Origin of the sequence: Hungatella effluvii (assembly GCF_003201875.1) — a bacterium.
Lineage (GTDB): Bacteria > Bacillota > Clostridia > Lachnospirales > Lachnospiraceae > Hungatella > Hungatella effluvii.
In genome coordinates this window covers 1-22146 of the sequence record NZ_QJKD01000008.1, presented here as the reverse complement: position 1 = coordinate 22146, position 22146 = coordinate 1, and the positions used below count along the sequence as shown (strand labels likewise).

Below are 22146 nucleotides of genomic sequence, written 5' to 3'. Positions count from 1 at the left end.
ATGAGTCAGTTTAAGACACAACAGTCTGAGCAGAAACAATCCAAGGTTGCCGGTCTGAGCTGGGACAATCTAAACCTGCAGCAGCTTGACGCCAAGTCATTCCCAGAAGGGTTTCTCTGGGGAGGCGCACTGGCCGCCAACCAGTGTGAAGGTGCATATCTGGAAGATGGCAAAGGCTTGTCTGTGGCGGATATGGCTTTATTTAAACCGGCAGTAGATGTGAAGGATTTTAAGAAGCAGACCGCAATTACCAATGAACATATCAGATGGGCAATGGGAGTGGAAGGAGCTGGGGAATTTCCTAAACGACGGGGAATTGACTTCTACCACCACTACCGGGAAGATATTCAATTATTTGCCGAAATGGGTTTTAAAGTATTGCGTTTTTCTGTGGCATGGAGCCGGATCTTTCCCCAGGGAGATGAGAAGGAACCAAATGAAGTAGGACTTAAATTTTATGATGATGTGATTCATGAATTAAAGAAATACGGGATCGAGCCGTTGATTACTCTGTCTCATTATGAAATACCGATGGGATTGGTGGAGAAGTATAATGGCTGGGCGAAACCGGAGACAATAAATTGTTTTGTACGCTTTTGTGAAGTATTGTTCAGACGCTACCAGAAGGATGTGAAGTACTGGATTACCTTCAATGAGATTGACAGTATTTTCCGCCACCCATTTACAACCGCCGGAATTGTTCCAGATCGATTTGCACCGGAGCAGTTAAATGAAGTGATTTTTCAGGCACTGCACTATCAACTGACAGCAGGTGCTATGGTGACGAAACTCTGCCATGAGATAATTCCGGGGTCCCGGATGGGCTGTATGCTCACGAAACTTACCATCTATCCTTACAGCTGCAAGCCAGAGGATGTGCTGTTGGCCCAGAAGTTAAATCGCCGCAACTCTTTTTACACGGATGTCCAGGTGTTTGGCGAATACCCGGCATTTATCATGCAGGAATGGGAGCGGGAGCAGATAACGGTAGAACGGACCGCGGCAGAAATGGCATTAATAAAAGAACATACGGCTGATTTTGTTTCTTTTAGTTACTACATGTCAATGGTCGCCAGTACCGAATCCGGATTAGAACAAACCGCCGGCAACACTGCCAGAGGGATTCGTAATCCATATCTGAAATCCAGTGACTGGGGGTGGCAGATTGATCCGGTAGGATTGCGGTATTCCCTAATTGAGTTATATGACAGATATAGGCTGCCTTTGTTTATTGTGGAAAATGGTCTTGGTGCCCATGATGTATTGACTGAGGAAAAAACAGTTGAGGATGATTATCGGATTGCGTATTTTACCCAGCATTTAAGCGAAATGAAAAAGGCGGTTCTGGAGGATGGGGTGGAACTGATGGGATACACCTCCTGGGGGCCGATTGATATCATCAGCATGTCCACATCCCAGATCAGCAAACGTTATGGTTTTATCTATGTGGATTGCGACGATGTGGGGAATGGAAGTTATCAGCGGTATCGGAAAAAATCATTTGACTGGTATAAAGATGTAATTGCCTCAAACGGTGCGAAACTTTGATATAAAGGTGGCATTCAGCACATTCATTCCTTGATGAGGGGCCAGGGGAGCTGAAGTGCCGGAGGCACTTTCTTGAGTGCAATAACATTGATACTATTATGAGACACTATTGCACCAGGAATATTATTGACACACAATTTTAAAAGAATTAAACACCGCTGTAATTCCCATTCTATAAGGGGGTTACAGCGGTGTTGCTTCGTTTTGAAATATAGTCTTTTTTCCTTTTTGGGGATCTTAGAAAAAAAATTATTTCTACCGTCCACGAAAGCTAATATTTCCTTCCAATCTCAAATCGGCAGGCTCCCTGATTGACTGTGTCACGATATAGGCCTGGTTTCCCGTGTGGGTCCGTGTTTAACTAATAAATCTTTTAATGTTCCAAGTTTACGGATCGTTCTGGTTGTGGATTTTCCAATGGTATCTACATAGGAGAGCTTGACAAAAAAAGATGGTCCTATGGCGGCCTACGGGCTATTTTTGTATGAATGAGGTGTCAAACTTCCATGTTAAAGGCAGCATCAATTTCGCTTGAGAGTTCCTGGTTCTCATGCTATAATTTCTACATGTATTTGGAGTATGGTAAGGTGGAGGGAAGCTGCCTTACCGCATAAGAGAGCAATCCGAAACGAAAAATGGGGGAAAGAAACCATGAAATACGAAAATGCCGGCCAGATGAATTTTTTCTCGGAAATGGCGGAACATCAGATTTCGGCACGTGAATTTTTCAGCAACGTTCTGCTGGATTCTCTGGATAGAAATTTCGGCTTAAAGCATGTGCTGATATCCTATTTCGATACACATGGAACATTTCTTTCATGGATCAATCGGAACGGAATCCTGCTGGACTGTGAAGAGCATCCATACAGGAAATTTGTTGCAAATGATGTCATCAGGCATGTGGTTTATCAGGACGCGGTCCGTGACCATCTGACTTACTTTAATGTGATACCAAGACTGTATAAATCCACAGACGTCATCAGTCCTGTCGATTATACCCACTCCGCCTATGTCCGTTTTCTGGAGGAAAACTTTCATGCGCATTATAGCGTTACGATGGCATTCGGCATTAACGCCTATATCCAGGTCGCCTTTTTTAAGAGTCTGGAGAACGGAGATTTTACGGATCAGGAAATTGAGGCACTGAATGAAATCTACGTCTATGTGGCCAATTCCTATAAGAATTTCAAAAAATACGAGCAGGCCAAGATCGTGTCAAATATTCAGAGTGAGATCATTTCATCCGGTGAAAAGGCCTATTTTGTCACGGATGACTTTATGCATATTATGAGCTATAACAAGACGGCTCAGAGCTATTTAAAAGAGATTCTTGGCCCTTCCATCGCCGAACAGATCAGTACGACCACACCGTGCAGCTGGCTGCCGTTTTTACTGGGCGGCGAGGAGGACAATTTTACGGCCGACCGGGTCCAGACACGGGTAATTAAAAATTATATTTTTACAATCTATACGTACGATCAGAGCTATTCCAACGGAATCATCGACCGGTATCACTGGATTACCATCTCCAGGAAAGAAGAAGGAAAGCTGCTGGAAGGCTCCGGAACCATGCTGCCGCTGACACAGGCGGAGCAGCGGGTGGCAGAGCTCATGTACAACGGCCTGACCTACAAGGCCATCGCCGACGAGCTTGTGATCAGCTATCATACGGTGAAGAAGCATGTACAGAATATCTATACCAAGTGTGGAGTAAAAAGCCGCTTCCAGTTATATAAGTGGCTGGAAAACAGAGAGCAGTAAGCAATGCAATTGACAGGAATAAATTAAAATAAGCCTGCGGGGAAAGGTAATAAGGTCTGATGTATGGAGCGAAGAAAGGCTGGATATAAAAAGAAAAACGGGACATACCGGTGGATTTTTGTTGTATTTATAGTGATCTGTATTCTGGCAAGCGTCTTCAGTTTTTTGTATTACAGGAACCTGCATAAGACCATAAGAGAAGAGAGCAGGGGATATCTTCAGGAGGTTTCCAGAAGGGTTGCAGCCAATCTTGACCGCATAACGAAAGATAATTTCGCCATGCTTAATATGATGGGAGCATCCCTGGAGGCGACAGAGCCTGAGAATATGGAGGAAGTCAGGCGGCTTTTACAGAAGCAGCAGGGGTTTGGCGAGTTTGAAACAATTATGCTGGTAGAGGAATCCGGGAAAGCATACAATATCGCGGACAGTAAATCGGTATTTTTTTCCTTCGATGGTGCCATGCTCGACAGTATGCTGGCTAATAAGTCCGCGATTGCAAAAGACCAGATTATGGATAATAAAGAGTATTTTGTTTTTGCGGTTTCCCTGGATCATGTCGTGGTTGGCGGGGAAAAGATTATGGCACTGGCTGCCTGTTATGATCCGGATACGCTGAATCAGGTGCTGTCCATGACCTCTTTTAACGGTCAGGCCTATTCTCAGATTATCACGAAGTCGGGGACGCTTGTGACAAAGGCCGTCTTTCCATTTGCCATGAAAAGTGGTTATAATATTTTTTCCACGCTTCAGAATGCGGAGATGGATGAAAAAGAGAGCCTGACGAAAGTATGCAGTGATATAGAGAATAATGTCGCGGACCAGATCAGCTTTTCTTTAGACGGTGTACATAGATATATGGTTTATACGCCGATTCAGCCGGACGATTGGTATCTTCTGACCTTTGTTCCGTTTCAGGCGGTGAACGAGAAGTCGGATATGCTGCTGGTTATGACTCTGCGTATCTGCGGGCTGCTTGTAGTTCTGTTTTGCGGGCTTGTGGCCATCCTGTTCTGGATCTTCCGTGCGAATAAAAAAAAGCTGGAGAGACTCGCTTACGTGGATGGGATAACCGAGGGGAATACCATACAGAGGTTTTATGAGCTGGCAGCCGAGATGATGGAATCTGTCCCGGAACAGAAGTATGCGCTGGTCTATACCAATATAGAAAATTTTAAAATTCTGAATGCGCAGATCGGACGGAAAAACTGCGATATGATCTTAACGCAATTTTACAAATATTCCTCCTCCGTGCTGAATAAAAACGAGTGCATGGGCAGACTGTTTGCCGATAATTTCTGTATCATGCTGACCTGCCGGAGTGAAGAGGAGCTGATCAAGCGATTCGAAGACTGGTCGGCCGCCGCCGAGGAGTATTTCGGCCGTCTCAATCCTGCATGGGGGATGCCGCAGCTCGAATTCGGCGTCTATGTGATCGAGAACAAGGATATGCCGTTTCCGGAGATGATCGATAGAGCGAAGCTTGCGTTGAGAGAATCGCCGAGGCAGGCCGGCAGTAAGCTGCGGTATGCATTTTACGACGACGCTGCCCGTTCTCGCATGTTCCGGGAGAAGCATTTGTCGGATGTGATGGAGGAAGCACTGAAAAACAGGGAATTCCAGGTGTACTTACAGCCCAAATACCGCCTTCCCGAGGAAAAGATCGGCGGGGCGGAAGCGCTGGTACGTTGGTGCAGCAGCACGGAGGGAATGATCTATCCGGACGAATTTATCCCATTGTTTGAAAAAAACGGATTTGTCGTTACGCTGGATTTATGGGTATTTGAGGAGGTCTGCCGTACCTTATGTTCCTGGATAGAGCGTGGAGTGCAGCCGGTGAAGATATCTGTCAACTGTTCCCGCGTTCACTTTAAAAATGAGAAGTTCCTGCAGGCCTATCTGACCGTAGCAGATCAATATCAGATTGACAGGAGCCTGATTGAGATTGAACTTACGGAGAGTGTGGTTTTTGAAGATACAGAGCGCCTGATTAAGATCATTGAACAAATCAGGGCAGCGGGATTCGGTTGTTCGATGGATGATTTCGGAAGCGGCTACTCTTCTTTGAATCTTATTCAGTCGATTCCGGTTGATACCTTAAAGATTGATAAGGTATTTTTCAAAGATAAAACAATGGAATTAGACCGTCTGAAGGCTGTGGTTGGCGGTATCATCCGCATGTCCCACTCCCTTTCGATGGTGACAGTCGCGGAAGGCGTGGAGTACAGGGAACAGGTGGAGATGCTGAAGCAGGAAGGCTGCGACTACATTCAGGGGTATATATTTGATAAACCCATGAACATTGCATCGTTTGAACAGAAGGCTTTTGGTGAAAGTTTAGCGGAGGTGCGCAAAAGTGATCCGTTGGGAGAACCGGAGTAAAGTTAAGAAGGCGGGATTGATTGCCCTCACGTGCGGCATGCTGTTTTTGACCGCATGCGGAGGAAAAAAGGATAGCGGCAGTTATGACGTCATTTCTCAGAAAAGGGTGGAAGAGGGCAGAACTGCTGTAACCGTTCTGGTAAAATATGCGTTTAGTATCAACAGCTTTGAAAAAGCAGTGGAAGAAAAATTCCCGGATATTGATATTGTTCAGATTGGTAATTATACTCCGGATATGGGGATTGAAGAATACAGCCGGAGGCTGGAGCACGATGATCTGACGGATATCGTGATGACGTGGCCACTGGATGTAGGGGAAGAGTACTGGGCGGACAGACTCCTGGATTTGTCTGGTGAAGATTTTACGAGCCGATATAAGCTTTCGATATTAAACAGTATTTCCAGGGGAGGAACACTTTTTTATCTGCCGGGACCTTCTCAGGTGAGAGGGATTCTGTATAATAAGACTCTGTTTCAGGAAAACGGCTGGGAGGTTCCCGGTAATTACGGAGAGTTTGTGGAGCTCTGTAAAACCATAGAAGCCAGCGGAATCCGGTCGATTCAATTGGGATTTGAGAATTCGGAGGTCTTAAATACGGCGTTTACTGGTTTTAATTTTGGCAGCTGCTTCAGCAGGCCGGAGGATCAGCAGTGGATAGCGAATTATAACAAGGGAACCGGCAGCTTCGGGGATCATTTCGGCCCGGCGTTAGACGTCTTTCAGCAGATGACGGAGGAAGGAATCTGGAAACCTTCTGATTTGGAGATTGAGTACTCCAAACGGGAGACCATGCTTTATGCCAGAGAGTGCGCCATGGTCGAGGACTCTGCCCTTCTGGCCAGAAGAGGACATGAGATATCCAAAATGGGTGATGAGTTTGCACTCATGCCGTTTTTCAATCCAGACAGCAGCAACGACTGGGCAAGGCTTTATATGGTGTGTTATGTGGGAGTAAACAAGCACTTGGCGGAGCCTGAAAATCAGGATAAGTATGGGCAGGTGATGAAGATTATGGATTTCATTTCCACACCCGAGGGACAGGAGGCCATGATGGCGGACACCGGAGCGATGTTTTCCTGCCTGAATGATGTAGACCTGCCGGATGTCCCTGAAATAGAATCGTTAATTCCGGTACTGCGCGCCGGCCGCTACGCGGTGTTCGGCCAGCTGGAGCATGCGCAGGAAGCGCTGGAGGAAGGCCTGGCGGGTATGCTGCGGGGAGAGAAGACGAAAGAAGACGTGATACAGATGGTGGATAAACAAAATAAAGAGCCTGTTCATAAGGCTGATCCGGAGATCTATGGAACTGCGGCTTCTGACTTTACCCTGATGCAGACGGGAAATTTTGTTACGGACGCCATGCGCGGGCAGAGCGGTGCAGAGATCGCCCTGTTCATGGATAATGGGAAGGACGGCTTATATAACGGCAAGGGACTGAGCGGCAGACTCTATAAAGGCGATGTGACGAATGTGGATTTAAAATGCATTCTTCCGGATCTGAAGAGTCCCGATACCGGAGAGATGCGTGTAGTAAAAATAACCGGAGAAAATCTGATCGAGACTCTGGAAAAATCGATTGTTGTGGAGAATCAGTCCGGCTGGTTTTACTATTTTTCCGGACTTTCCATGAACTATGACCCCACGGCGGAACCGGGAAAGCGAATCGGGACGATACAGACAGCGGATGGAAAAGCGATCGATAAGGAGAAGGTCTATACGGCTGCCATTATGGATACCACAGTTCCGGAAAGCTTTATCCTCGAGAGTGAGAGTACCGGTATGACGGTTTATGATGTGCTGGTGAAGACGCTGGAGGAGAGACAGACGATAGAACCGGAAGAGGATGGGCGGTTTACAGTCAGGCAGGGGCTGTATTGAAGAAAAGCATTTTTTAGTATAAGTGAAATAGAAGTTTGAGAAAAGAACAGCTCAATCAGAGATAGTTTATTTCCTGATTGAGCTGTTCTTTTTTTGTAAGCCAGAACCCCACGATCGATTCCGGAAGACTTCCGTTTCTCTGTCGAAATAGGGAACATTCCCTATACGAAATACTACAGATGGCCACTTTTTTCAGTCCGTCGGGTTTGATATAATTTTAACATACAAAAACAACTCCGGGACAACGAAAGAGAGATACAATCAATCAGAAGTACCGGAGAGAACGACCATTGAGAGGAGGGGGCCGATTGTCACAACAGGGAATTATTTTCAATATTCAGCGTTTCACAATCCATGACGGACCGGGGATGCGGACGGAACTGTTTCTAAAAGGATGTCCGCTGCGATGCAGATGGTGCAGCAATCCCGAGAGCTGGACTGCGCATATCCAGCCAGGGATCTATAAAAGCAAATGCATTTCCCGCAGGAACTGCGGTTCGTGCGAGGAAGCCTGTCCGGCAGAAGGCACGCTTAAATTTACGCGCGGGAAGCTGGCTTTCATCGACCGGAGTATATGCACCAACTGCCTGGCCTGCTATCAGGCGTGTCCGTCGGATGCGATCAAGCAGTGGGGGCAGTCGATGTCCGTGGAAGACTGCATGAAGGAGATCCGAAAGGACCGGGGCTATTACGACCGTTCCGGCGGGGGCGTTACCGTATCCGGAGGGGAACCGCTGATTCAGAGCGACTTTGTGGCGGAGCTGTTTCAGGCATGTAAGGACGAGGGAATCCATACCTGCTGTGAATCCACATTCTGCGCCGACTGGAAGGAAATCGAGAAGGTTCTGCCGTATACGGACCTCATTATCTCCGATATCAAGCATATGGACAGTGGTATACATAAAGAATACACGGGAGTGGGCAACGAAAGAATCCTGGAAAATCTAAAGAGACTGGCCGGCGGGGACCGGGAACTGATCCTTCGGATTCCGGTGATCCCCAATGTCAATGATGATATGGCCAACATAGAGGCCACAGCCGAATTTATCTTAAACGAGCTGGGCGGCCGCGTCAGAACGCTGCAGCTTTTAAGCTTCATGCGCCTTGGGGAAGAGAAATACGCCTCCCTGGGAATGCCCTATCAGATGGAGGACGTGAAGATCAATAGAAAGGTCTTTCAGAAGCATGTGGGCGAGCTTGCAGAGTATTTTAACAGCCGGGGAATTCACTGCCTGGTGGGAACAAAGGAAAAACAGTAAACCAAATTATATCATATTTTCAGGAGGAATTGCAATGAACGAGAATCACACAAACGCGTGTGGAACAGAACCTTTCGATCATGTCTACAGTCTGGGTTACCAGGTTCACCATGAAGACTGGTCCCCATTTCCAAGGGTAAACATGCTCAGACAGACGTTTTTAGACAGACCTTACGAGGTCGATGTGGAGCGGTTAAGGCTGGTGACGGAAAGCTATAAAGAGCATGAAGTCTGTCCCCGCAAGCTTCAGTGTGCCTACGCCTTTGAGAACATTTTGCTGAATACGAAGCTGTATATTGACGACGGAGATCTGATTCTGGGTGAGATCGCTGCGCCGCCCAAGGCATCGCCGATCTATCCGGAGTTTTCCGTGAACTGGATCATCGAAGAGATCCTTCACTCCCCGTTTGAGGAGCGCGAACACGACCAGTTCTACATAAGAAATGACGAAGAGAGAAAAGAAATTATCGAACTGTGCAAATACTGGCAGGGCAGAACCGTGGATGATTTAATCAATGTGCGGCTGGAGGAAGAGCAGATTAAGGGTTCCGAGGCAGGAAAGAAGATCTTCCAGACGAACCTGTACCATTTCGCAGGCGCCGGACATCTGGCCATCGATTATGCGAAGCTGATGAAGGTCGGTTACAACGGCCTGATCGAAAATGCCAAAGCGGGTCTGGAGAAGCTGGATAAGAGAGATCCGGAATACGGCGACAAGCGGGATACGTACCAGGCTATGATTATCATGCATGAGGCTGCGAAAAAATACATCATGCGCTATGCGAAGCTGGCTGATGAGTATGCCGCAGGAGAGCAGGACCCGGTGAGAAAGAAAGAACTGGAAGCCATGGCAGATAACTGCCGTCAGATCGCAGGCAGTGTGCCGAAGACGTTCTGGCAGGCAATGCAGTTATTTAATATAGCCACAACACTCATTCAGGTTGAGAGCAACGGCCACTCCATTTCCTACGGCCGTATGGATCAGTGGCTGTATCCGTACTATGAGGCGGACATGAAAAGCGGCACCATCACGAAGGAATTTGTCCTGGAGCTGATCGAGGTCGAATACGTAAAGATGAACAACCCGACCAAGTTAAAGGATAAGGGAAGTATGGCTGTGCGCAACGGCCGCGGTTTCGGAGGCGAGAGCCTGACCATAGGCGGCGTGGACAGAGACGGCAATGACGCCACCAATGACTTGACGATGCTGATGCTGGAAGGCTCCGCCCATACCCGCATGATGAATCCGTGGGTCTGCGTGCGTATGCATGAAAATACCCCCTATGAATTAAAGGTCAAGACCGTGGAATGTATCCGCGCAGGCTACGGCCATCCAAAGCTTTTCAACGATGCCCCGGCGATCAAGGGCATGATGAGAAAAGGCATGATCCTGGAAGAAGCGAGAGATTACTGTGTCGTAGGCTGTGTGGAGATCGATCTTCCCGGCAGGGAATACGGCTGGCACGACGCCGCCTACGTCAACACGGCGAAGATGATGGAAATGGTATTAAACGGCGGACGCTGTCTGGACTGCGGACCTCACTGTGCAAGATGGGAGAAATGCGGCGCCCTCGGCGGCCATCTGGGACCGGATACCGGAAGCCTGGATACCTACCAGAGCTTTGACGAGGTTCTAGAGAGTGTAGATAAACAGTTTGCTTACTGGACTGATCAGATGTGCAGCAGCTTGAATATCATTGACAATGCCCACCGCGCCTTAAAGCCGGTACCTTACGTATCCGCATTTTATGAGGACTGCATGGAATCGGGGAAGGACTTAACGGAAGGCGGCGCCAAGTATAACGGCACCGGTCCGCAGGCCAGCGGCATGGCAACCTGCGCGGACAGCCTGGCTGCGATCAAACAGCTCGTATTTGACGAGAAGCGCTGTACCGGTTCTGAACTGCTTGCAGCCGTGAAGGATAACTGGAAAGGTCATGAAAAGCTTTACGCCCTTGTAAACAGCTCCAAGGTTCACCACTACGGCAACGACGACGACTATGCAGATGAACTGTTCCGCTACATGTTCGAATGCTACTGCAGACATATCAGGGGAAGAAAGAATCCGAGAGGCGGCGAGTTCAGCCCGGGAGTCTACTCGGTCAATGCCAACGTGGCCATGGGCTTGAATACCAACGCATCCGTGGACGGCCGTAAAGCGGGCGAAGCGATCTCTGACAACATGGGACCGGTTCATACCGACGGCGGCTCCCACGATATCTGCGGCCCCACAGCACTTGTGAATTCCCTGACAAAGGTAGACCACTCCCTGGCATCCAACGGCACGCTGATGAACTTAAGATTCCCGGAGGAATCTGTGGCCGGTGTCGAGGGAAGAGACACTCTGATCGGATTTATCGATGAGTATATGGCAAAGCAGGCGATGCATGTCCAGTTCAATATCATGAGCTCCGCGACAATGCGGGCGGCGCAGAAGAAGCCGGAGGACTACAAAGACATGCTTGTGCGTGTCGCCGGATACAGCGCGTACTTTGTCGAACTCGGCAAGCCGCTGCAGAAGGATTTGATTCAGCGTACAGAGCTTCATTTCTAAAATACACGGAATATACATAGGGGGATATTATGACTTTTGAGTTTGATTTTATACTGGTTGGTTTGATGCAGATTTTTGGATTCTTTGTACAGGGATGTACGGGATTTGGCTGTACCGTTATCGCCGCGGCAGTTACGAACGGCCTTCTGGGAACCGCGGAGGGGGTACCGTACGGGACGCTCCTCACAATTCCATTCCTATACTATCTGGGCGTGAAGGCTTGGCGTGAGGTTTCCTGGAAAGATTTAGTGAAAATCGTCGCACTGTGTGCGCCTGGAATCCTGATCGGCAATTATCTGTTTTACAAGATCAGCCCGACGACCGCGAAGATCTGTATCGGCGCCATGGTTACCATCATCGCATTGATGAATATTTATAAGCACATCATCAGGCCGCTGGTTCTGAAAAAAACAGATGAGGAAGACGCGCCCGACACAACCGGCAGGAAGATTTTCCGCTACGGCTGTCTCATATTAGGCGGTATCGTTCACGGCGCATTTACCATCGGCGGCCCGCTGATTACGGTTTACACCATCGAGGCGGTAAAGGATAAAGAAAAATTCCGCAACACGATGAACATGGTATGGGTGGTCTTAAATACCTGGAACATCTATACTCAGTTCCGCAACGGCGCATTTACCCCCCGCATGTGGAGCGCCCTGGCAATCGGCCTTCCCTGTGCCGCCATCGGATTCTTCCTCGGCATGGGCTTCTTAAAGAGAATTAACCGTGAGCAGTTCCTGCGTATCGTATACTTAGTACTTCTGTTTATCGGCGCAAACATGCTGATCACCAGCCTGATGGCAGTTTTGTAAAAAAGGAGAAGAACAATGAAAGATTTTCGCTTTAAAATACCTCAGAATATTGAATTTGGAATGGGAAGCTTAAAAAAGCTTCCCGAGATCCTGAAAGAAAACGAGTCGGAGCACGTGTTTTTAATCTCTGACCGCGGTCTGGAGAAAATCGGCGTGGTAGGGAAGATACAGGACATCATCGAAGAGGGAGGAATCCGGTATACCTCCTATTTGGATGTCATTCCGAATCCGACCACCGATATCGTCAATGAAGCGGCCGCTCTCTATAAAGAATGCGGAGCGACCAGCATCGTCGCTCTTGGCGGCGGCAGCTCGATGGACGTGGCGAAGGCTGTGGGCGTGCTGGCGAACTACGGCGGCAGCATCACGGACTATGAGGGAAATCACAAGGTTCCCGGCCCGATTGTGCCGATGATTGCGATCCCTACAACAGCGGGAACCGGAAGTGAGGTAACCGCTTCCGCAGTTATCACGGACGAAACCAGAAATTACAAGCTGTCGGTGTTCAGCTATGAAATCCTGCCGAAATACGCGGTTCTGGATCCGGAACTGATTATGACGGCGCCTGCGTCCATCGCCGCGGCCTGCGGTGTCGACGCACTGATTCACGCCATTGAGGCGTATCTTTCCGTCAATGCCTCCCCGTTTTCGGATGCAATGGCTGAAAAGGCAATGGAATTAATCGGCGGAAACCTCCGTCAGTTTGTCGCAAACAGAAAGAATGAGGAGGCGGCCAGCGCCATGATGGCAGGCAGCAATTTTGCGGGAATCTCATTTGCATGGGCCAGACTCGGCAATGTACACGCCATGAGCCACCCGGTAAGCGCCTATTTTCATGTCCCCCACGGCGTCGCAAATTCCATTCTGCTTCCAACGGTTCTGGCATACAACGCCCTTGCCGACAACGGCCGTTATGAAGTGATTTATAATTATATCCGCCAGGGCAATGAAGTATTAAATGGTTTCAAACCGGAGATGCTGGTGGAAGAGATTAAAAAGCTGAACGCAGACCTTGGCATTCCGAAATCACTCTCCGAGGCAGGCGTTAAAGAGGAGCTGATTCCGGCTATGGCGGAGGATGCCATGAAGAGCGGCAACATTCCGGCCAACCCGAGACAGACAAATGTAAAAGATATTATGGAACTTTATAGGAAAGCATTATAAAATAGGATCGTTGTAAAGGGCATCCCAGATGTTCAGATGGTTATCCGGGGAGACACTAGAATGAGTACGAGTGCAGATAAGAAAAAACGGATCGGATGGGCAGTCAGCATATTGATTCCTTTCATCATTGCTTTTATTCCGGTTTCGGGAGATTTTACAGAAAGTCTGAAGCGGTTCTTTATGATTACGCTGTTTATGATTATGATCATTGCCTTTGAGCTGTTTCCGCTGTTGGTATCGGCGATTCTGCTTCCGTCACTGTATATTGTCAGCGGAATCGTTCCGGCCGCGACGGCTTTTGGTTCCTGGTCCAATACGACGGTATGGATGGTCCTGGGGGGACTTATCTTCAGTACGGTACTGGATGAGTGCGGTCTTTTAAAACGGATCGCCTACTTTGTCATAAGAAAATGCGGCGGAACCTACGGCGGTGTGGTTTACGGCTGCTTTGTCATTGGGATTCTTCTAAATCTGGTCACCTTCTGTTATGGCTGGGTGATTGCCGGTGCACTGATCTTTGGTGTGTGCAAGGCCATGGATTTGAAGCCCTCCAGGGAATCATCGCTGGTGTGCTTCGCAGGTACCATAGGCTGTACAGGAAGCACGGTGTTTCTGTACTATCCAAGCTACTATTCCATGATTGAGACATCTCTGCAGGAGTTTGTGCCGGAATACAGCATGGGTATGTTCACCACATTCCTGTACAACGGCTGCTTCATTATCTGGTGCCTGCTGACGCTGTTTATCCTGATGAAGGTTTATAAGACAAAGAAGATGGACGGAAAGCTGAACCGTAAGATTTTCGATGAAAAATACGAGCAGCTGGGAAAGATGAGCAAAAAAGAGAAAAAGGCGGTGGCCATGATCGTGCTTCTGTTCGCCTGGCTGTTTTCCTCAAACTTTACCGGCCTTCCGGCGGCCTATGGATTTATGACGATCCCGTATCTGATGTTCGTTCCGGGCATTGAAATCGGGGACAAGGAGATAATCGGAAGAATCAATTTCTCCATGATCTTCCTTGTAGCGGCCTGCCTCGGGATCGGCGTCGTGGGAGCTTCCGTCGGATTTGGAGATTTCCTGACGAATATCGCCGTGCCGTTTCTCTCCGGAAAGAGCGTGCTGGTCGTATGCATCTCCTTTATGCTGTTTGGAATGATTGCCAATTTCTTCATGACGCCCCTTGCGATGCTGGGCGGGCTGTCTATTCCATTTGCGCAGATCGCCGTGTCCCTGGGCATTAACCCGGTGGTGGCCTGCATGATCCTGGTGTACGCATGTGAAATGCTGTTTCTGCCGTATGAGTCCAACGGAAACCTGATTATGTACGAATACGGAATGATGCCGATGAAGGATTTTATCAAACAGGAAGGCCTAAAGACTTTGATCATGTTTGTGGGATTTATTGTTGTCATGTATCCATTATGGAATTTGTTTGGATTGATGTAGTGTAAGCGGAATCGGAAGCCTGGTTCTGCCGCATCACACGATGCTCCCATCCCGCACCGTAATGATTCTGCTGCTGCTTTTGGCGGCTTCCGGGGAGTGGGTTACCATAATGATGGTCTGCCCGGTGCTGCGGTTGATTTCACGCAGCAGGCTCATAATATCGGCGCCGGCTTTCGTGTCCAGATTACCGGTGGGCTCGTCGGCAAAGAGAATTCCTGGATTGCCGATGAGCGCACGGGCGATTGCCACGCGCTGCTGCTGACCGCCGGATAACTCCCGGGGCGTGTGTCTGCGCCGGTCTGACAGGCCCACCATATCCAGAATCCGGTCGAGCCGGTCTGTGCAGCGCTCCATTTTCTGGCCGTCCAAAAGAAGCGGGAGCATGATGTTTTCTTCCACATTCAAGTTGGGAATCAGGTTGTAAAACTGAAAGACGAATCCGATGTTCCGACGGCGGAGAACACTCATTTTTTCGTCTCCGAAGCTGGAGATATCGGTTCCGTTCAGCAGCACGCGGCCGCCTGTCGGGGTGTCCAGACCGCCGAGGATATAGAGAAGCGTGCTTTTTCCCGAACCGGATGGTCCCATAATTGAGACAAATTCCCCGGGCATTACCTGCAGGGATACGTCCTTTAGCACCTCGGTCACGGTATCACCGAGCCGGAAATTTTTAACGATATGACGCCCTTCTACGGCGGCAGTTTCTATAACAGGTTTCATTTCTTATCCTCCAGTTCTGTAAGCTATTCAAATTTGATTTCTTCCACAAGCTTCATTTTCCGGCACTTAATGATGGGTACGATAGAGCCCAGCAGAGTGACCGCAATTCCCAGGATACCGGAAGTCAGAAACGTAAAAGCATCCAGCTCCGGCACGATCTGTATTTTTGGACCAGCCACAAGGAAGATGGTCTGGATTTCCATATAAGAGATAAATACAGCAAGGACTGCGCTGATCAGGCCGGATGAAAAGCCTTCGATCACTGTGACCAACGCCATCTGGCGGTTTGAAAGCCCCACGGACTTATACATGGCGGTGCTGCGGCGCTTTTGAATGTGGCTGATCAAAAGGTTGTTGACGACGCCGACCGCGGCTAGCAGCAGGATAAACCAGGTCATGGTGCGCATGGGCTTCAAAAAGGTTCCGACCGTGGAAAGGGCGTCCGTGTTGAATTCTTCTACTGTCCGGCTCCAGTTGGAGGTTTCACCGAACAGGCTGCGAAGCTGTACCATGATGGCGTCCGGATCGGCCGCGGTATAAGCGAGAAAGCCGTAGGAGACGGCTCCGAAATCGGAAACCGCACAAGCTGCGGGAATAACGGCCTCGACATCGGTGGCCCTCGATTTGAAGCTGCCAACGAGCAGATAGTCCTGCTGGACGGAGCCGTCGGAGAGGGACAGGCTGTCCCCGATGGAAGCGCCGATTCGTTTCATGCAGTCGGTGCTCAGGATGACGGCCCGCCCGGAGGCAAAGGCCGAAATGGCGGATGCTTCCATGTCCTTATCCGTATAATGGAGCGCCAGCATGGGACCGTACCAGTCGAGACGGTCGGTTGCCTCCATCCGGCTTAGGGGGAGGCCGTCCGCTGTTATCTGATTCTTATATACGTAAAGCGGCAGAACCTGTTCCATACCATCCATATCCTTTACCCTGTCGACAAATTCCTGTTCCATATGACCGTCCGCAAAGCCGTCAAGTTCCGCCCCGTTAAAGACATCGCTGACATACGTTGTGACAAAATCACCGACAACCGTGATGGCAATCACAGCGGAGATACTGATGAAGAGCAGCGTGATATTCTGCGCCGTATTTTTATTGCCCCTCATGTTCCGGGCAGCCAGCCAGCCCTCATTTCCCAGGAGGGAGCGGTATATCGGTGTGAGTGCCGCGGAACAGAGGCTGGTGAGTATGGGAACGAGAAGCACGGCCGAGGCAATCATTCCCAGCAGAGAGAAGCCGCCGGCCAGGTACAGCATGGGGCCGGATACAAGACGGGGCAGTATCACAGAGATCAGAAACACGATTACACAGACGCTCGTGACGAATCTGGTGGAAGTGTGCGGTTCTTCCGGGATGCCGAGCACGATGTCCTTCACAGGCATGCGTCCCGCATGGCGGATTGGAATCCAGGAGGAGAAAAATGCCGCGGTTACTGCCATGGTAAATGAGAGCGCGGCGCTGAGCGGGGAGATCACCGCCGGGATTTCTATGCCATGGGACAGAGACTGCCCCATGCCGTGAAGAATCAGTTTCAGCACCACAATGCCTGACGGAATTCCCAGAAGGCCGCCTGCGCTTCCGTACAGGAGGCTTTCCAGAAGGAAGATACGGGTCACGGTCTTTTTCTCTGCGCCGATGCTGCGGAAGGTTCCGATCACCGGCAGGCGGTCCAGGGTAATTACTTTGTAGCTGCTGTAAATAATGAACACGCTCATGGTCATGGAGAAAAAGCTGATGAGGAAAAACGGCATGGATTTCTGCCTTGCGTCGGCTGCGATCTGTGCCTCGTTGACCACCTCGGATACGACATAAGCAGGGGAGGGCAGAGCAGCGGCAAGTTCGTTTTTCAAGACCGCGGTGTCCGCTCCGGCAGCGGGCTTTATCAGGATTTCGCTGTACCCGTCCGTCTGATCTAAGAGTGGGGCCAGGGTGGAAAGAGGCAGAAGGGCTGTTGCCCCCCTTGTGTGGCGGAGGAAAACCGTGTCATAGTTGGCAATTTCTGCAACCTGAAACGGAACCGTGGCGTCATGAATCTGTAAATGAATGGTATCGCCTTTATTTATTCCGTACTTCAAAGTAAATCGGTCCGGCAGGATCACCTGGCAGCCGGTGAAATCAGTAATTTTCCCACCATTGGCCAGATGAGGCGGATTGATTTTCTCCAGCTCTGTTAAATCGGCGGCAACTAAATCGATGGTCTCGTAGTAGCCGTTCTCATGATAGAGGGCCGTGCCCTTCAGCACGCCGACGCCCGCCTCGACGGACGAAAGCAGGGGAAGTTCGTTCGTTCCAATGGCCCTGTCTGCCGCTTTTACAGAGAAAACTGCGCTGCCCGCCATGCCTCTGGCCATTTTTTGCTGCGCACTTTCATACGAAGCGCCGATGGAAAAGGATACGAACAGAAGCATGGAGGAGAGCAGGATGGACAGGAACATGACTGCAGTCCGCAGCTTTCGCTCTTTTAAATTAGTGAGAATATATTTTAGTATGATCTTCATTGTGACACCTGCTTTCTGTGGAATCAGCTGATTTAGAAAATTTCTGCACGTTTAGAACTTCTTATGCCCGAAACCGGAACTGGAAAGGTCCAGGAAACGAAAACACCGGGCCGGGCAGCGGCAGCTGGAAGCGAAGGCTGAACTGTTACTTTAAAAAGGCTGACAGCTATCATAGAAATTATGATAAACTGTCAGCCTTAATCTGACTTTCAGACAACCTTAATTAACCTTAAGAAACAGGAAATTCAATCGAAAACACGGTTCCCACGCCAGGGGTGCCGGCAGCAGTGATCGTTCCGCCATGCAGCTCGATAATGCTTTTCGCTATTGCCAGGCCCAGGCCGGTCCCTTCCGGTTTCTCTCCGGTACCGGTATCGGTGCCGGAGCCGCGGTAGTAGCGGTCAAAAAGGTGCTCTGCTTCCTCCGGTCCTATGCCCTTTCCGTTGTCAGCCAACTGGATCAGCAGCGTTCCGGCAAAGCTGATTATCCGGAGCGTGACCTCCGCCGCTTCTCCTCCGTGTACAAAGGCGTTGATGATCAGATTGCGAAAGGCTCTCGTCAGCAGCTTTTCATCAAACGAATAAAATATGGCATCTTCCGTACTGTCAAAACCGATGACGCGGTCTTCGTACTCGGGCGTGTTTAAAATATCGATCGCCAGCTCTTTCAGGTAGCGGACCATATTTTGATTCTCCCGGCTGACGGGAATCAGGCCGTTCTCCAATTGGTACGTCAACTTCAGATCATCGATGAGCGCTTCCATATAGGCTGCGTTTTTCAGCATGACTGCGGCGTACCGCCTGTAAGATTCCTCCTGCCCGGCGTCCCCCTCCTTTATGATCTCCGCATAGCCCTTAATCGGGGAGAGGGGCGTCTTCAGGTCGTGAGTGATGTTGGATATCCATTCCTCCCGCATTTTCTCCGTCTCTTCCCTCAGCCGGTCGCTGGCCCGGATCTCGGCATCTAACGTGTTCAGGCTGGCGTACAGATCTTCGAACGCGCCGCGGCTGTGATCAGTAAGATAGCGGCGGAGGGAGATGTCCTGAATGGAGGCAGTCAGCCGCTTTAACTGTCTGGAGGTCCAGAAGCCGTAGAGGGCGCCGGAGATGAGAATAACCAGGAACAGCACGCATAAAATGGTCAGAATGACCGACCGGCCGCCAGAAAAACGATCTCCGTTGAGATACATGGTGATGGCGGATATTTTCATGGGAAAATAGAGGATATAGACACAGTCTTCTCCGGCGCCCTGAACGGTGCCGGTAAAGGCGGAATAAGAGCCGCTGACGAAATCCGGCTTTCCGTAGCTGTATGCCACCAGGCCATCCGGAGCTAAGATCTGGAGGCCCACGCCGTTGTCCTGCAGCAGCTCGATTCCGGCCTGTGTAACCCGGGGCGTACCGTCCGTAAACTGGATCTGTCTGCCGAAACTCTCTGTAAAGGCTTTTGGCCAGTCACTTCTGACGTAAGACCCGTCCGGTTTTCGAACTGTTATCAGCAGAAAAAAGAGAAGAATTGCCGACAGGATCGTGCCGATCAGCGTCAGCAGGAAGATAAAATATATGTGGAATGTGGTGCGGTAACCGGATTTCTTCATTTATTCGATCCTTTTCCTGAGCTTATAGCCCAGGCCTTTTACGGTGATGAGCTGCTGCGGTCTCGACGGGTCCGTCTCTGTTTTTTCCCGGAGATGACGGATGTGTACCATGATTGTGTTGTCACAGATGCTGCTGGATTCTCCCCAGACCTGTTCATAGAGACGTTCTTTGCTTATGATCTTGTCTGCATTTTCCATGAGATAGGAGAGCATAAGGAATTCGCGTCCGGTCAGGGAGATTTCGAGTCCATCCTTATAGACCCGCCCGCTTTCCTTATCCAGCGAGAGGGGACCGGCGGTTAAGACGGAGCCCGCGCCCTGGGAGGAGGAAGCCTGATAATGCTGGCGCCGAAGCTGCGCCTTGACGCGAAACACAACCTCGCGGGGGCTGAATGGTTTGGTGATATAATCGTCTCCGCCCGAGGCGAGACCGAGAATTTTATCCACATCATCATTTTTAGAAGAAAGGAACAGGATGGAGCAATAGGAGAACTCCCGAATCTGCCTGCATACCTCCAGACCGTCCATATCCGGAAGCATGATATCGAGAATGACCGCGTCCGGCTGGAATTCGCGGCAGATGTTCACCGCATCCGCGCCGCTACAGGCCTTTCGGATATCCCGGAAACCGTCCTGGCGCAGGACTTCTTCCATAAGGTCTGCAATATCTTTTTCGTCGTCTGCCAATAAAATTTTACCGTCTATGACTGTCACCTGCTTTCTGGTGAATGTTCTGATTGTTGGGTGAATGCCTCCATTGTTCCATGATAAATGATCTCGCCTCGTTCTCCTGCCGGCTTAAGAATTCACACCACTGATCGGTGAAACCTTCCGTGTCCCCGGCCTCAAGTGAAGCGACCGCCTGGAGGACGGCAGGTTCGTATTCCTGACCCAGACTGCTTTTTTTCAGCCTCATCAGGGTGACCGGATAGCCGCAGGCCAGAAACAGTTTTAATTTGTCGTAACACTCACGCACCATGGCAGAGGAACAGTTTTTCACGATGAAGGCCAGATAGATTTCAAAATACAGATACGTTCGGTTTTCCTTCCTGATGCATCTGAATTGCTCGGTTAAAATCTCCAGAGCCGCCTTGGAGACGGACTGAAGTGTAAACAGGGATACCGACCGGGAGGTATATACCAGCATCTGGAAACTTTCCAGATAGAGATCCAGCATCTCATGCACATCAGGACTGGAAAAATCAATGGCCTGCGGTGTCATACAGATCAGGACGCCCTTACCGTGCTGGGACGCGGCCACTCCCAGGTCATTGAGGAGCGAGACCGTACGGCGTATCGTAGACAGCGCTGTTCCATACCTTTCGGCCATCTGCGGCAGAGAGGGGAGATAGCTTCCGATGGTGTAAATTCCGGAGGAAATTCCCCGGATGATGTTGGCAGCCAGGAAATATCGTATCTGGGGACGCTGCCGGTAGATGCTCCACTGGAAAGGGATAGGCTCCGGTTCGTTTGATACATAGTTTGGTCGTACAGTTTTTAGAAAAGAAAACAGATTATCAACAGTTTTATGATAAATAGTGAAATGTTCAGCTTTTAGATAGTGGATAATCTCTTCTTTTGTCCAGTTTCCCAGTTCTTCCAGGGATCGTTTACAGACAATATGGTGTTTGGCCAGATAAGGGAAGCAGAGGTAGCGGACCATCTCCCAGTAAAGATTTAGCAGTAGCCTATTATCCAGTGCAGAAAGCGCCGGTATATAGAGCTCAATCTGCATAAAAAACGCGTCCGGAGCGGGATTGGAGAGCCATTCACGCAGCTGATTCCACTTGTCCTCTTCCCAGCGCTGAAGCCCCAGTGCGAAAAGCGGTTCGATTAGAACCTGCCCGGCCACTCCGATGTCTTTTAATCCGTCCTCCCGCGGCAGAAAGTAGTCGGCAATGTTACTCTTGATCTGGGCGGGAGCCGCCTTGTAAACCACGTGTGCCACTCTGGACGCTTCGACCTGTATATATCCGTCCCGCTCCAGATAAGTAAATGCTGTCCGAACCGTTGGAACCGCCAGTCTGAATTGAACACATATTTTATGGAGGGACGGTATCGCATCCCCATAAGTATAAAAGCCAAACAGGATTCTGGTTGCATAATAGTCGTATACGAGTCTGTATAATTCATTGCTGCCTTTCATGTTTTCACCTCTGCCTTATTATACCATGAGCTTATGAAACGGTACAGTACCGTTTAAAAGGATAGATTCGATTGCACTCGAAGTCAGGTTGTGGTAAACTCCAATTACGGGAGTTTGACACCCCCAATCTAGAAAAACACCGCTAAGCCGCTACTGGCTTATATTTTTTTGTCAAATTTTATGTTTTTATATATAGGCTTTTTAGCTTTTTATGGTATAATAGGGGGAGGGAGGTAATAACTTATGAAGGTAAATACATCAAAATCAAAGAATGCTGAATCGTTTTACATCAAGCAGTCCTTTATAGATGGCAACGGAAAATCTACGTCCAGAACCATCCGCAAGCTTGGAACATTGAATGAATTATTAGTGGAACA

General features: G+C 49.5%; 14 protein-coding genes. 9 read left to right on the top strand and 5 right to left on the bottom strand.

Annotation, left to right across the window (positions count from 1 at the left end; translation table 11 throughout):
* From DFR60_RS15780 to DFR60_RS15735, 9 genes are all read left to right on the top strand, one after another.
* The gene (locus DFR60_RS15780; protein ID WP_110323755.1) at window positions 1-1548 is read left to right on the top strand and encodes a glycoside hydrolase family 1 protein; all 1548 of its coding nucleotides are present in this window, start codon (window positions 1-3) and stop codon (window positions 1546-1548) included.
* Window positions 1549-2199: 651 nt separating this feature from the next.
* The gene (locus DFR60_RS15770) at window positions 2200-3309 is read left to right on the top strand and encodes a response regulator transcription factor (protein WP_110323753.1); all 1110 of its coding nucleotides are present in this window, start codon (window positions 2200-2202) and stop codon (window positions 3307-3309) included.
* A gap of 63 nt (window positions 3310-3372) precedes the next feature.
* Window positions 3373-5691, top strand: a complete 2319-nt coding sequence (locus DFR60_RS15765) for a bifunctional diguanylate cyclase/phosphodiesterase (protein ID WP_110323752.1) — start codon at window positions 3373-3375, stop codon at window positions 5689-5691.
* Window positions 5666-7570, top strand: a complete 1905-nt coding sequence (locus tag DFR60_RS15760; protein WP_110323751.1) for a 5'-nucleotidase C-terminal domain-containing protein — start codon at window positions 5666-5668, stop codon at window positions 7568-7570. Before DFR60_RS15765 ends, DFR60_RS15760 begins: the two co-directional genes overlap by 26 nt.
* Before the next feature lie 308 nt (window positions 7571-7878).
* Window positions 7879-8829 (top strand): (2S)-3-sulfopropanediol dehydratase activating enzyme, encoded by a 951-nt coding sequence (gene hpfH / locus DFR60_RS15755; protein ID WP_110323750.1) that lies wholly within the window; start codon window positions 7879-7881, stop codon window positions 8827-8829.
* A 34-nt stretch (window positions 8830-8863) separates the two neighbouring features.
* The gene (gene hpfG, locus DFR60_RS15750; RefSeq protein WP_110323749.1) at window positions 8864-11383 is read left to right on the top strand and encodes a (2S)-3-sulfopropanediol dehydratase; all 2520 of its coding nucleotides are present in this window, start codon (window positions 8864-8866) and stop codon (window positions 11381-11383) included.
* Between the two features lie 29 nt (window positions 11384-11412).
* The gene (locus DFR60_RS15745) at window positions 11413-12198 is read left to right on the top strand and encodes a sulfite exporter TauE/SafE family protein (RefSeq protein WP_055659501.1); all 786 of its coding nucleotides are present in this window, start codon (window positions 11413-11415) and stop codon (window positions 12196-12198) included.
* Window positions 12199-12213: 15 nt separating this feature from the next.
* Window positions 12214-13362 (top strand): iron-containing alcohol dehydrogenase, encoded by a 1149-nt coding sequence (locus DFR60_RS15740; RefSeq protein ID WP_110323748.1) that lies wholly within the window; start codon window positions 12214-12216, stop codon window positions 13360-13362.
* A gap of 60 nt (window positions 13363-13422) precedes the next feature.
* Window positions 13423-14808 carry an SLC13 family permease gene (locus DFR60_RS15735; protein WP_110323747.1) on the top strand — a complete coding sequence of 462 codons (1386 nt, stop codon included), beginning with the start codon at window positions 13423-13425 and terminating at the stop codon, window positions 14806-14808.
* Between the two features lie 33 nt (window positions 14809-14841).
* On the opposite strand, the gene DFR60_RS15730 is transcribed toward DFR60_RS15735, so the two are convergent.
* The 5 genes from DFR60_RS15730 to DFR60_RS15710 all read right to left on the bottom strand — a co-directional run bounded on the left by DFR60_RS15730 (window position 14842) and on the right by DFR60_RS15710 (window position 21769).
* Window positions 14842-15528 (bottom strand): ABC transporter ATP-binding protein, encoded by a 687-nt coding sequence (locus tag DFR60_RS15730; protein ID WP_110323746.1) that lies wholly within the window; start codon window positions 15526-15528, stop codon window positions 14842-14844.
* 23 nt (window positions 15529-15551) lie between these two features.
* Window positions 15552-18026 carry an ABC transporter permease gene (locus DFR60_RS15725; protein ID WP_110323745.1) on the bottom strand — a complete coding sequence of 825 codons (2475 nt, stop codon included), beginning with the start codon at window positions 18024-18026 and terminating at the stop codon, window positions 15552-15554.
* Between the two features lie 229 nt (window positions 18027-18255).
* A complete protein-coding gene (locus tag DFR60_RS15720; RefSeq protein WP_110323744.1) occupies window positions 18256-19623 on the bottom strand; it encodes a sensor histidine kinase in 1368 nt (455 codons plus the stop codon).
* Entirely contained in the window at window positions 19624-20328 is a 705-nt protein-coding gene (locus tag DFR60_RS15715) for a response regulator transcription factor (RefSeq protein WP_110323945.1), read from the bottom strand.
* Complete coding sequence (locus tag DFR60_RS15710) at window positions 20318-21769, bottom strand: GntR family transcriptional regulator (RefSeq protein WP_110323743.1); 1452 nt, start codon at window positions 21767-21769, stop codon at window positions 20318-20320. The genes DFR60_RS15715 and DFR60_RS15710 overlap by 11 nt, the downstream gene beginning before the upstream one ends.
* Window positions 21770-22146 lie beyond the last annotated feature (377 nt).